This is a genomic window from Bordetella petrii (assembly GCF_020991325.1).
Classification (GTDB): Bacteria; Pseudomonadota; Gammaproteobacteria; order Burkholderiales; family Burkholderiaceae_B; genus Bordetella_A; species Bordetella_A petrii_E.
The window spans coordinates 1-11,856 of sequence record NZ_JAJMLX010000137.1 but is presented as its reverse complement, the minus strand read 5'-3'; the positions used below and the strand labels follow the sequence as shown (position 1 = coordinate 11,856).

The following is an 11,856-nucleotide window of genomic DNA, read 5'->3' as shown; positions in this document are numbered from 1 at the left end:
CGCATGGATGGCGCTGCCCCCGCCCGAACGCCTGGCCGTGCGCCACGCGCTGTTTGCCCTGCTGGCCAGCGGCAGCCCGGCCGCGGGCCGCTCGGACAGCATCCTGCACAGCTTGCGGGACACGCGCATGGCCCTGCCCGCGGCCATAGGCAGCTATACCGATTTCTATGCGGGCATCCACCATGCCACCAAGGTAGGCACGCTGTTCCGGCCCGATTGCCCCCTGCTGCCGAATTACAAACATGTGCCCATTGCCTACCACGGCCGGCACTCGTCCATTACCGTGTCGGGACAAGCGGTGCAGCGGCCATGGGGGCAAGTGCGCGCCGAGCATGCGCCGCGCCTGCAGCCCAGCGAACGCCTGGATTTCGAACTGGAACTCGCCATCTGGGGCGGCCCGGGCAATGCCCTGGGCATACCCGTGCCATTGTCCGCCGCGCACGAGCACATTGCCGGCTACGGCCTGTTCAACGACTGGTCGGCACGCGATATCCAGGCCTGGGAATACCAGCCTCTGGGGCCGTTCCAGGGCAAGAATTTCGCGTCCACTGTGTCTCCCTGGGTGGTCACGGCCGAGGCGCTGGCGCCGTTCCGCCATGCGGCGATGCCACGCGCGCCGGCCGACCCGGCCCTGCTGGATTATCTGGTGGATGATAACGACCGGCGGCACGGCGGCCTGGACGTGCACCTGGAAGTATGGCTGTCCACTGAAATCATGCGCCAGCAAGGCCTGCCGGCCCATCGCCTGGCGCAATCGCACACCCGCCACCTGTACTGGACGCCCGCCCAGATGCTGGCCCAGCATACTCTGGGCGGCTGCAATATCAGCCCCGGCGACCTGCTGGCCTCGGGCACCATTTCCACGCCCGACCATTCCGGCAACGGCAGCTTGCTGGAACTGACCTCCGGCGGCAGCCAGCCGGTGACCCTGCCTTCCGGCGAGCAGCGCGCTTTCCTGTGCGATGGCGATGAAATCACCCTGCGCGCCTATTGCAATACACAGCGCGGCTACACGCTGGGGTTTGGCGATTGCGTGGCGCGCGTATTACCGGCCCGCGCCGCGCCCTACGCCTGAACCCAGGGCAGCACCCCATTTTTATAACCACAGGAGACCAGAATGAAACCATCGATCGCCACCGGCATACTCGCCGCCCTGGGCCTGGCTTGCGCCACGGCCAGCGCGCAAGGCAGTTTTCCCAACCAGCCCATCCGCATGATCGTCCCGTACTCGGCCGGCGGCGTTACCGACCAGGTCGGCCGGGCCCTGGCCGAACAGATGGGCAAGCGGCTGGGCCAGTCCGTCGTCGTGGAAAACAAGACGGGCGCCAACGGCACGATGGGCGCCATCCAGATGCTGCAGACCAAGCCCGACGGCTACACCATCACCATGGTGCCTATCGGCATCTACCGCATGCCCCACATTACCGGCGCCCCCTACGATCCCGCCAAGGACTTCACCTATATCTCGCAGGTGGCGGGCTACGACTACTACCTGGCCGTCAAGGGCGATGCGCCCTGGAAGACACTGGACGAGCTGGTGGCCTACGCCAAGCAGAACAACAACTCCATCTCGTACGGCACGCCCGGCGCCTACAGCAGCCAGCACATCGCCATGGTGCAGTTGGGCGAGGCCGCGCAGGCGCAATGGACGCACATTCCTTTCAAGGGCGAATCCGACGCGCTGTCGGCGCTGATGGGCGGCCACATCCAGACCCTGGTGGGCGCCAGCGGCATCCTGCCCTATATCAAGAACGGCGACGTGCGAGCCCTGGCCACCCTCGGTGAAAAACGCTCGGCCGCGCTGCCCGATGTGCCCACCCTGAAAGAAGCCGGATACGGCGTGGTGCACACCTCGGCCTTCGGCATTGCCGGGCCCAAGGGCATGCCCGCCGACGTGGTGGCCAAGATCGATTCAGCTATAGGCGACGCCCTGAAGGACCAGGCATTTGCCGACAAGCTGGTGCAACTGGGCGTTTCACCGCTGTACCTGAATCACCAGGATTACACGCGCGCCGCCCTGCAAAGCGTCGATACCGAGAAGGAAACCATCGCCAAGCTGGGCAACATCAGCGGCAAGTAAGCACAGCGCGCAACGGCCGGCCCCGCGCCGGCGCTAGATCCACACATCATTCTGCGCCGTGCGCTCGCTGGTCTCGCCCCCGGTGTTAAGCACGCCGCGGGGCTCGATCAGCATCATTTCCACTTCCTGCCCGGCACAGGGTTTGTGCGACATGCCGCGAGGCACCACCACCATCTCGCCCGGCCCTACTTCAACCTGCCCCCCGGGCAGGTCGATGCGCAGCCGGCCCTTCAGGACGATAAAGGTTTCATCGGTATCGGCATGGTCGTGCCAGATGAAGTCGCCCTGGATTTTCACCAGCTTGAACTGGTAGTCGTTCATCTCGGCCACCACGCGCGGCGACCAGTGCCCGTGGATGCGGGCCAGCTTGTCGGCGAAATTGATCACGCGCGGGATGCCGGGCTGGCCCGCCTCGGGCAGGGTGTCAGGTGGGTTCATGGTCAGGTCTCCGTGTATGCCTGTCCGGCCAGCGTAAACGCGGCAGCCCGCCGCTGTCTTGAACCTTTGTGCGCAGGCGGGGCTCAGGCGCCCCGCGGCGAGAGCATTTTCAGCCAGGCAGCGGGCGGCAACCCGAAGGTGGCCCGGAAACTGCGCGACAAATGGCTCTGGTCGGCAAAGTTGGCCTGCGCCGCCGCGTCGGCAATACTCCGGCCCGCCAGCATCAGGCGCCGCGCCCAATCCAGGCGGCGCGCCTGCACATACCGCGACGGGCTTATCCCGTACAGCGCCCGGAAATCCCGCGACAGGCTCCAGCGATCGCGTCCGCTGGCCGCCTCCAGTTGCCGCAGCGTAATGGACTGCCCCAGGGTGTCGTGAATAGCCTGCCGGGCACGCTCGGCGGCCCGGTAATCCGGACGATGGCGCGCCGGACGCACGCCGCCGGCCGCCTGCAATGCCGCGGCCAGCTCGAACAACGCATCATCCTGGGCCAGGCTGTCCAGCCGCTGGCCAATGCGCCGCACGAACGCCTGCGTGGCCGCATACAGGCGCGCGTCCGCGGAAATCCCACCCTCGATGAAAGGCAGGGCCGTGCCGCCCATTACCTGCTGCAAGGCCACCGGATCCACATACACCATGCGATAGTGGAACCCCGCCTCCGTCCCGGCATGGCCGTCGTGCACTTCGTCGGGATGCAGCACGATGGTGCGCCCCGGCAGGCTGTGGCGCAGCGCGCCGCGGTAGTGGAAGCTCTGTACCCCGGCCAGGGTGCGGCCAATGGCGTATGTGGCATGCCGGTGCGGGTCATAGCCATGGCCCTGGAAATACGCCTCGATGCGCTCCAGGCCGCCCGCATCGGGCTCGCGCCGGATCCAGTCGGGCCGCATGCGCGGGGAACGTATCAGGCGGGCCATGGCGGCTGCGGCGCCCGCTCAGCGGGCCGCGGCGGAGCCCAGCAATTGGTCGGCCAATGCGCCGAAATCGTCCGCCACTGCGTCCCAGTCTTGCTGGGCCTGCAGGTCGGTGGCCTGCTCCGGCCCATGCTCGGTGGGGCGGCGCACGAACGCGGTTTTCAGGCCGCACTGGCGCGCGGCAGCCAGGTCGCCATTGTGCGCGGCCACCATGCAGACTTCGGACGGCTGCAGGCCCAGCACCTCGGCCGTGCGCAGATAGGCTTCGGGCATGGGTTTGTAGGCCTGCGCCACCTCGGCGCCCAGAATCGCATCCCACGGAAGCCCGGCGCGCTTGGCCATGTCCAGCATCAGCCGGATATTGCCGTTGGACAGCGGCGCAATAATGAAGCGCGTCTTCAGCCGTGCCAGCCCGGCCACCGAATCGGGCCAGGGGTCCAGGCGGTGCCAGGCCAGGTTAAGGTCGTCCAGTTCGGAGGGCGGCACGCCGGCCGGGTCGATGCCCACGTCGCGCAGCGCGGACTCCAGGTTTTCTCGGTGTAGCACGTCCAGGCGCACAAACGGGCGCAAGCCGCTGCGCACGGTTTCCATGGACGGCGAATAATGGCTGCGCCAGGCATCGGCGAACGCCGCCGGGTCCACCCCGCCCCCGCCATGCCTGGCCAGGAAGGGCTGCGCCTCGCGCGCCACGCCATTGCGCCAATCGACCACGGTGCCGAACACGTCGAACACCAGTGCCTGTACCTTGTCCCATGCCATGATGTCAGGCTCCTTGTGATGGGGCTGGCTAAGTCTTCAGCCGGTACCCCGTCTTGAATATCCAGCGCACGCCCACGATGCATACCGCCAGGAACACCAGTGTCATGCCCAGGCTGATGGTCACGCTGACGTCCGACACGCCGTAGAAGCTCCAGCGGAAGCCGCTGACCAGGTACACCACCGGGTTGAACAACGTCACCGTTTGCCAGAACGGCGGCAGCATATTGATGGAATAAAAGGTGCCGCCCAGAAAGGTCAGCGGCGTAATGATCATCAGCGGGATGATCTGCAGTTTCTCGAAGCCGTCGGCCCACACCCCGATGATGAAACCGAACAGGCTGAAGGTAATCGAGGTCAGCAGCAGGAAACCTATCATCCAGAACGGATGCTGGATCTGGAATTCCACGAACAGGCGTGCGGTGGCCAGGGTGATCAGGCCCAGGATAATCGACTTGCTGGCGGCGGCGCCCACATAGCCGATCACGATTTCCACGTACGAAATCGGCGCCGAATGGATTTCATAGATGGTGCCCGTGAAGCGCGGCATGTAAATGCCGAAAGAGGCGTTGGCCACGCTTTGCGTCAGCAGCGACAGCATGATCATGCCGGGCACGATGAACGCCCCGTAGCTGACGCCGTCGATCTCCACCATGTGCGACCCGATGGCCGAACCGAACACCACAAAGTACAGCGCCGTGGACACAACCGGCGAGGCCACGCTTTGCATCAGCGTGCGCCAGGCACGGGCCATTTCGAACAGGTAGATGGCGCGGATGGCGTAGAAATTCATGATTTGGCGCTCACCAGGCTGACGAAAATTTCTTCCAGCGAGCTTTCGGAAGAACTGAGGTCGGTGAATTCGATGCCCGCTTCATCCAGTTGGCGCAGCAGTCGCGCAATTTCGCCGCCGCCTTGCTGGTTGTCGTAGGTATACACCAGGCGGTGCCCGTCATCGGCCAGTTCCAGCCCGTAGCCGGACAGCGCGGCGGGCACGGCCGGCAGCGCCGCGGGCAGGGTCAGGGCCAGTTGGCGCTTGCCCAGCTTCTTCATCAGGGCATGCTTTTCCTCGACCAGGATGATCTCGCCCTTGCGGATGACGCCGATGCGGTCCGCCATTTCCTGGGCTTCTTCAATGTAATGGGTGGTCAGGATGATGGTGACGCCGTTTTCACGCAACTGCCGCACCATGTCCCACATGCCGCGGCGCAGTTCCACGTCGACCCCGGCGGTGGGCTCGTCCAGGAACAGGATCTGCGGCTCGTGTGCCAGCGCCTTGGCGATCATCACGCGGCGCTTCATCCCGCCCGACAGGGCCATGATGCGCGAGTCTTTCTTGTCCCACAGCGACAGGTCGCGCAGCACTTTTTCAACATAAGCCGGGTTGGCGGGCTTGCCGAACAGGCCACGGCTGAAGTTCACCGTGCTCCATACGCTTTCGAAGGCATCGGTGGAAATTTCCTGCGGCACCAGCCCGATGCGCGACCGCGCGGCGCGGTAGTCGGCCACGATATCGTGGCCATCGGCCAGCACCCTGCCCTGGCCCGGATTCACAATGCCGCAGATGATGCTGATCAGGGTCGTCTTGCCGGCGCCATTCGGGCCCAGCAGGGCGAAGATCTCGCCACGTTGAATATCCAGATTGATGTTCTTCAAGGCCTGGTGTCCCGACGCATACGTCTTGGACAGGCCTTGCACAGAGATGACGGGCTGCACACGGACCTCGGTATAGCGATGAACTCACGATTCTACCGCCTGGCCCCTGGCCCATCGTTCCGCTGGCGCCACAAGTGAATTCCGCGCCAGTACAGAATGGGCCGGACGGCGTTCTTTGCCCGCGCGGGCGCCCTGCTGCGCCCCGGAGCGGCGGCACACACGCCCAGCCAACGCCAAGGGCTTGATTTTGTTGATTATTATTTTTCGGCCCGTGATCTTGCCCGCCTACCGGGCAGGCCGACGCGGCTTGGTCCGGCCTAGAAGCGGCCGGCGTCATCCTCCGGCCGGGCCACGGGTGACAGCCAGGCCGCCAGCGCCGCCGCCGCGGCCGCGATCAGCCACAGCACGAAGAATGACACGGTATAGAACCCCATGCGGCTGGGCTGCCAGGCGCCCAGCACGATCACGTCCAGGGGGTCTATCAGGGCGAACACCAGGCCGCTGCCCAGCCCGGCCGCCAGGAACGACGACCACAGAATGGCCGCCACCCGCCGCCAGCAGATAGAGGGCTCCATTCAGGGCCGGCCCTGGGCCGGTTCCGGCCGGCTTTCCGCCAGGCCGGGCGCCGGCGCCGCGGCGGCGGGCTGGACGCGTTCAACCACCAGGCCGCGCTTGACGCCGCCGTCCGAAATGGCCTGGTCGCCGTAGCGAGTCATGGCCAGGTAGATGGTGATCATGCAACCCAGGATGGCAAGCAGCGGGCCGGCCATCAAGAACCAGGGCCAGGGTTCGCGATACCAGGGGTCGGAGGAATCAGGGGTTTTCATGGTTGGGCTCGTAAGGGTTCAGTTGGGCAGGTAGAAGCTGGATGCCTCGTCGCGCGCCAGCACCTGGCCGGCAGCATCGCGTGCCCGGGCCTGCAAGGTAATGGCGTGCGACCCGGGCGCCGCCGCACCGGCAGGCACGCGTATGACCACCGGCACCAGCGTGTTGGCGTACGGTTCCAGGTCGATGGCCTGCCCCGCCTGCCGTTCGACATGCACTTCCAGCCCAGGCAGGCCCGTGGCGGCCAGTTGCAGCGTCAGGCGCGATTCAGAGGTATTGATCACTTGCAGGCGGTACACGTTCTCGACCATGCCGCCCGGCACTTCGCGGCCCAGCACGCCGCGGTCGCGGATGATGTCGACGCGCAAGGGGTTGCGCAAGGCCAGCGAAGCCACGAAGGCGCAAGCCAGCAGGAAGATGATGGTGCCGTAGACCAGCACCCGCGGGCGGAACAGGCGCGCCCGCGACTGGCGAGCCGACCAACCTTCCTGCACGGCACGCTGCGAGGCATAGCGGATCAGCCCCACGGGGTATTGCAGCTTGCCCATGACCTGATCGCAGGCATCGATGCAGGCGCCGCAGCCTATGCACATGTATTGCGAACCATTGCGGATGTCGATACCAGTGGGGCATACCTGCACGCACAAGCTGCAATCGACGCAATCGCCCAGGCCCGCGGCCTTGTGGTCGAGCTTGCGCGAACGGCCCCCGCGCGGTTCGCCACGGCCCTTGTCGTAGGTAACCACGAAAGTGTCCGGATCCACCATGACGCTCTGGAAGCGCGCGTACGGGCACATGTACTTGCACACGGCTTCGCGCATGAAGCCCGCGTTGCCCCAGGTGGCGAACCCGTAGAAAAGCATCCAGAACCACTGCCATGGCCCCAGCTGCAACGTGGCCAGCGCGGCGCCCAGGTCGCGGACGGGCGCGAAGTAGCCGATGAAGGTGTAGCCTGTCCACCAGGCCACGAGAATCCACAGCGCGTGCTTGGTCAGTTTCAGGCGCAGCTTGCGCGGTGTCCAGGGATCTGCGTCCAGCCGGATGCGGGCCAGGCGGTCGCCTTCGACCTTGCGCTCGATCCACATGAAGATTTCGGTATACACCGTTTGCGGGCAGGCGTACCCGCAGAACAACCGCCCCGCCACCGCCGTGAACAGGAACAGGGCCAGCGCCGAGATCACCAGCAGCACCGCAAGGTACACCACGTCTTGCGGCCACAGCACCAGGCCAAACAGATAGAACTTGCGCTCGCCCAGGTCGAACAGCACCGCCTGCCGGCCCTGCCACTGCAGCCAGGGCATGACGTAGAACACCAGTTGCGTCAGGAACACGAAGGCCACGCGCCAGCGCGCGAAAACGCCGCTGACAGAACGTGGGTAGATCTTGCCGCGAATGCCGGCCAGCGTGTATTCCAGGGATTCGTCCGTGCCGGCCGCGGCGCGATGGGGTCTGTGGGACGAGGCCGCCGTGGAAGGCGCATCGGCGTTGCCAGGGGAGCCCGCCGTGGAAGCGGGCCCGCCAGGCTGCCGTTGTTGCATGGCTGACATGGGCTACGGCAAGCTGGCTGCGCTGGCCGCATCCGGGCGGTTGGACAGGCCCCACACCCAGGCGGTAAGGATGCGGATCTGCTCGGGTGTCAGCACGGTGTCATGGGCGGGCATGCGGTTGTCGCGCCCTTCCAGGATGGTCTGCACGATGCTGGCCTCGGAACTGCCATGCAGCCAGGTGCCGTCGGTCAGGTTGGGAGCCCCCAGGGCCTGGTTGCCCTTGCCGTCCACGCCGTGGCAGGCCACGCAGTAGTTGGCGTAGGTACGCGCCCCGCGGTGCACCTTCAGTGGGTCGGCCGCCAGGTCCGACAGCGACCGCACGTAGTGGGCGGTATCGCTGGCCGCCGCGGGATCGATGCTGCCCTTCCATGGCGGCATGATGCCATGGCGCCCCTGCGTGATGGTCAGGGTGATGGCCTCGGGCGTACCGCCGTACAGCCAGTCGGAGTCGGTCAGGTTGGGAAAGCTGGGCCCGCCGCGGGCGTCCGACCCGTGGCATTGCGAGCACGTGTTCTGGAACAGGCGTTCGCCGATCTGGCGGGCGCTGGCATCGGCGGCGATCTGCGGCACCGTCATGGCCTGGAAGCGCGCGTACACCGGCTTGATCTGTTCGGCCAGCTGCGCCTGGTGCCGGCTGACTTCGTCGGCCGTGGTGTAGCCCAGCATGCCCTGGAAGGCCCCCAAACCCGGCATCAGCACCAGGTACCCAAGGGCGAACAGACAGGCCAGCAGGTACATCCATGTCCACCAGCGGGGCACCGGGTTGTTCAGCTCGGTAAGGTCGCCGTCCCAGACATGGCCGGTGTCTTCCACGACGCCGGCCTCGGGCTTCTTGCCCAGCCAGCGGCGTTGCGTGTACAGCAGCCACAGGCACCAGGCGATGCCGCCCAACGAAATGAAAGCAATGAAATAACCGAAGAAATTGTGGGTGAAATCGTTCATGGCCGCGTTGCTCCTTGGGCGGTCCCGGTTTCATCGGGTAATGCGAACGGCAGCAACGCCGATTCACGGTTGGCAGCCTGCCGGCCGCGCGAGTACGCCCACCACACAATGCCGAAAAAGGTGGCCATGGACACGGCCGTCATAATTCCAGTGATAGTCAGCATGAATCAGTTTCCTTGCGCCGCGCCCTGCCCGGCCGTTGCCGATGCCTGCCGGGCTTGTTCCGCCTGTGCCTGGCGCGCCTGCCGCACTCCGACGCCCAGCCCTTGCAGGTAGGCCACCAGCGCGTCTTCTTCGGTTTTTCCCGCGATGGCCTGCGGCGCGGCTGCGATGTCGGCGTCGGAGTAAGGCACGCCCAGCTTGCGCAGTGCCCGCATGCGGTCCTGGACGTTCTGGCCGTCGAGCTTGGCGTGCTGCAGCCACGGGTAGGCCGGCATGTTCGATTCGGGAACCGCCACGCGCGGGTCGCGCAGGTGGATGCGATGCCAGATGTCGGAATAGCGTTCGCCCACGCGCGCCAGGTCGGGGCCGGTACGCTTGGACCCCCACAGGAAGGGATGGTCGTACACCGATTCGGCGGCCTCGGAGTACGAACCGTAGCGCTGCACTTCCGCCTGCAGCATGCGCACCTGCTGCGAGTGGCAGCCGACACAGCCTTCGCGGATGTAGACGTCGCGCCCCATCAGGCGCAATGCGCCGTAGGGTTCGATGCCTAGCGCCGCCTGGGTGGTGGAATGCTGGAAGAACAGCGGGATGATCTGCACCAGCCCCGCGAACGACACCACCAGGATGCTGGCGATGATCATTACCCCGATGTTCTTTTCGAGGGTCTGGTGGGAAAAGAATCCGTGTTGCTTGTTAGCCATGGGAACCTCGTCAGGCGGTAGCAGGTGCGACCAGCGGCGCCACACGCGGCTGCGGTTCGACTGGCGGGATTTCCGGATTGACGGCGCGCTGGCCGCGCACGGTCATCCAGACATTCCAGGCCATGATGAATACGCCCGCCAGGTACATCACGCCGCCGGTGAGGCGGATCAGGTAGAACGGCAGGCGCGTCTTGAGTTCTTCGACGAAGCTGTACACCAGCGAGCCGTCGGCCGCCGTGTTGCGCCACATGATGCCCTGCTGCACCCCGGCGATCCACATGGAAGCGATGTACAGCACCACGCCTATGGTGGCCACCCAGAAATGCAGTTCGATGGCCTTGACGCTGTGCATGGCGGTGCGCCCGTACAGCCGGGGAATGAGGTAGTACAGCGAACCGAAGGTGATCATGGCCACCCAGCCCAGCGCGCCGGAGTGCACGTGGCCGACAGTCCAGTCGGTGTAGTGCGACAGTGCATTCACCGTGCGGATGGACATCATGGAGCCTTCGAAGGTGGACATGCCGTAGAACGACAATGCCGTGACCAGGAACTTCAGGATGGGGTCGGTGCGCAGGCGGTGCCAGGCCCCCTGCAGGGTCATGATGCCGTTGATCATGCCGCCCCACGACGGCGCCAGCAGGATCAGCGAGAACGTCATGCCCAGCGACTGGGTCCAGTCGGGCAGCGAGGTGTACAGCAAGTGGTGCGGCCCGGCCCACATGTAGGTGAATGCCAGGGCCCAGAAGTGCACGATGGAAAGCCGGTACGAATAAATGGGCCGGCCGGCCTGCTTGGGCACGAAGTAGTACATCATGCCCAGGAAGCTGGTGGTAAGGAAGAAGCCGACGGCATTGTGGCCGTACCACCACTGCACCATGGCGTCCTGCACGCCGCTATATGCCGAATACGACTTCCACAGCGACACCGGGATTTCGATGTTGTTGAAGATGTGCAGGATGGCGATGGTGAGGATGTACGAGCCGAAGAACCAGTTGGCCACATAAATGTGGCGCACGCGGCGCTTGACGATGGTGCCGAAGAACACCAGGGCATAGGCTACCCACACCAGCGTGATGAGGATGTCGACGGGCCATTCGAGCTCGGCGTATTCCTTGCTGCTGGTGTAGCCCAGGGGCAGCGTGACGGCGGCCGCCACGATGACAGCCTGCCAGCCCCAGAACGTGAAGGCGGCGAGCTTGTCGCCGAACAGCCGCGCCTGACAGGTGCGCTGCACGACATAGTAGGAAGTGGCGAACAACGCGCTGCCGCCGAAGGCGAAGATGACCGCGTTGGTGTGCAGCGGACGCAGGCGTCCGTAGCTTAGCCAGGGAATGTCGAAGTTGAGTTGCGGCCAGATGAGCTGCGCGGCGATCAGGACGCCTACGGCCATGCCCACAATACCCCAAACCACAGTCATGACAGCAAACTGCCTCACGACTTTGTAGTTGAAAACATCTTGTCGATTGGCAGTTGTACTGCTATCAAACATGGTCTGTCCCCCAGTTGATGCGGAGATGGAATGATCTGCCGGTTTGTCTGGGCTGGCCTTGATTTTGGTCATGGACCCTGCAAATTTCAGGTGTCTTTATCGCGAAGAATGGCGCTGCCGGCCTCTTCCGTGTCGTCGAACTGTCCGTTGAAGACGGCCCAGCCCAGGGCCAGCGCAATGCCCAGAACGAACAGGACGGACAACGGCAGCAGCAGGTACAGGATGCTCATGGGGCGACGGGTATGGCCACGGCGGCGCCGTGGCTGGCGGCCAGCGCGCGGTGGCGGCGGTACAACTGCCACGCGCCGCCGGCCACGGCCAGCGACGACAGCAGCATGGTGATGGC

At 65.3% G+C, this 11,856-nt stretch carries 15 protein-coding genes; 2 read left to right on the top strand and 13 right to left on the bottom strand.

Annotation, left to right across the window (positions count from 1 at the left end):
- Both fahA and LPZ50_RS14575 read left to right on the top strand, forming a co-directional pair.
- Positions 1–1,075, top strand: a 1,075-nt coding sequence (gene fahA / locus LPZ50_RS14580) for a fumarylacetoacetase (protein ID WP_230662188.1), incomplete at its 5' end; no start/stop codon positions are given.
- 42 nt (positions 1,076–1,117) lie between these two features.
- Positions 1,118–2,080 carry a Bug family tripartite tricarboxylate transporter substrate binding protein gene (locus LPZ50_RS14575; protein ID WP_230662187.1) on the top strand — a complete coding sequence of 321 codons (963 nt, stop codon included), beginning with the start codon at positions 1,118–1,120 and terminating at the stop codon, positions 2,078–2,080.
- Between the two features lie 33 nt (positions 2,081–2,113).
- On the opposite strand, the gene LPZ50_RS14570 is transcribed toward LPZ50_RS14575, so the two are convergent.
- The 13 genes from LPZ50_RS14570 to ccoS form a co-directional block, all read right to left on the bottom strand.
- Positions 2,114–2,518, bottom strand: coding sequence for a cupin domain-containing protein (locus LPZ50_RS14570; protein WP_230662186.1), 405 nt, complete (start codon positions 2,516–2,518; stop codon positions 2,114–2,116).
- Between the two features lie 83 nt (positions 2,519–2,601).
- Positions 2,602–3,432 carry an AraC family transcriptional regulator gene (locus LPZ50_RS14565; protein ID WP_419195596.1) on the bottom strand — a complete coding sequence of 277 codons (831 nt, stop codon included), beginning with the start codon at positions 3,430–3,432 and terminating at the stop codon, positions 2,602–2,604.
- Between the two features lie 18 nt (positions 3,433–3,450).
- On the bottom strand, positions 3,451–4,188 hold the full coding sequence (locus tag LPZ50_RS14560) for a haloacid dehalogenase type II (protein WP_230662185.1): 738 nt from the start codon (positions 4,186–4,188) through the stop codon (positions 3,451–3,453).
- A 28-nt stretch (positions 4,189–4,216) separates the two neighbouring features.
- Positions 4,217–4,978 carry an ABC transporter permease gene (locus LPZ50_RS14555; RefSeq protein ID WP_230662184.1) on the bottom strand — a complete coding sequence of 254 codons (762 nt, stop codon included), beginning with the start codon at positions 4,976–4,978 and terminating at the stop codon, positions 4,217–4,219.
- Positions 4,975–5,901: an ABC transporter ATP-binding protein gene (locus tag LPZ50_RS14550; protein WP_230662183.1), complete on the bottom strand. Its 927-nt coding sequence runs from the start codon at positions 5,899–5,901 to the stop codon at positions 4,975–4,977. Before LPZ50_RS14550 ends, LPZ50_RS14555 begins: the two co-directional genes overlap by 4 nt.
- 257 nt (positions 5,902–6,158) lie before the next feature.
- On the bottom strand, positions 6,159–6,404 hold the full coding sequence (locus LPZ50_RS14545; RefSeq protein WP_230662190.1) for a hypothetical protein: 246 nt from the start codon (positions 6,402–6,404) through the stop codon (positions 6,159–6,161).
- Positions 6,405–6,416: 12 nt separating this feature from the next.
- Positions 6,417–6,668: a hypothetical protein gene (locus LPZ50_RS14540; protein WP_230662182.1), complete on the bottom strand. Its 252-nt coding sequence runs from the start codon at positions 6,666–6,668 to the stop codon at positions 6,417–6,419.
- Positions 6,669–6,686: 18 nt separating this feature from the next.
- The gene (gene ccoG, locus LPZ50_RS14535) at positions 6,687–8,204 is read right to left on the bottom strand and encodes a cytochrome c oxidase accessory protein CcoG (RefSeq protein WP_230662189.1); all 1,518 of its coding nucleotides are present in this window, start codon (positions 8,202–8,204) and stop codon (positions 6,687–6,689) included.
- Between the two features lie 12 nt (positions 8,205–8,216).
- Positions 8,217–9,155 (bottom strand): cytochrome-c oxidase, cbb3-type subunit III, encoded by a 939-nt coding sequence (gene ccoP, locus LPZ50_RS14530; protein ID WP_230662181.1) that lies wholly within the window; start codon positions 9,153–9,155, stop codon positions 8,217–8,219.
- Positions 9,152–9,319 carry a cbb3-type cytochrome oxidase subunit 3 gene (locus LPZ50_RS14525; RefSeq protein ID WP_230662180.1) on the bottom strand — a complete coding sequence of 56 codons (168 nt, stop codon included), beginning with the start codon at positions 9,317–9,319 and terminating at the stop codon, positions 9,152–9,154. Before LPZ50_RS14525 ends, ccoP begins: the two co-directional genes overlap by 4 nt.
- 3 nt (positions 9,320–9,322) lie before the next feature.
- Positions 9,323–10,021, bottom strand: a complete 699-nt coding sequence (gene ccoO, locus LPZ50_RS14520; RefSeq protein ID WP_230662179.1) for a cytochrome-c oxidase, cbb3-type subunit II — start codon at positions 10,019–10,021, stop codon at positions 9,323–9,325.
- A gap of 10 nt (positions 10,022–10,031) precedes the next feature.
- Positions 10,032–11,510, bottom strand: a complete 1,479-nt coding sequence (gene ccoN, locus LPZ50_RS14515) for a cytochrome-c oxidase, cbb3-type subunit I (RefSeq protein ID WP_230662178.1) — start codon at positions 11,508–11,510, stop codon at positions 10,032–10,034.
- 86 nt (positions 11,511–11,596) lie between these two features.
- Positions 11,597–11,740: a cbb3-type cytochrome oxidase assembly protein CcoS gene (gene ccoS / locus LPZ50_RS14510; protein ID WP_230662177.1), complete on the bottom strand. Its 144-nt coding sequence runs from the start codon at positions 11,738–11,740 to the stop codon at positions 11,597–11,599.
- Positions 11,741–11,856 lie beyond the last annotated feature (116 nt).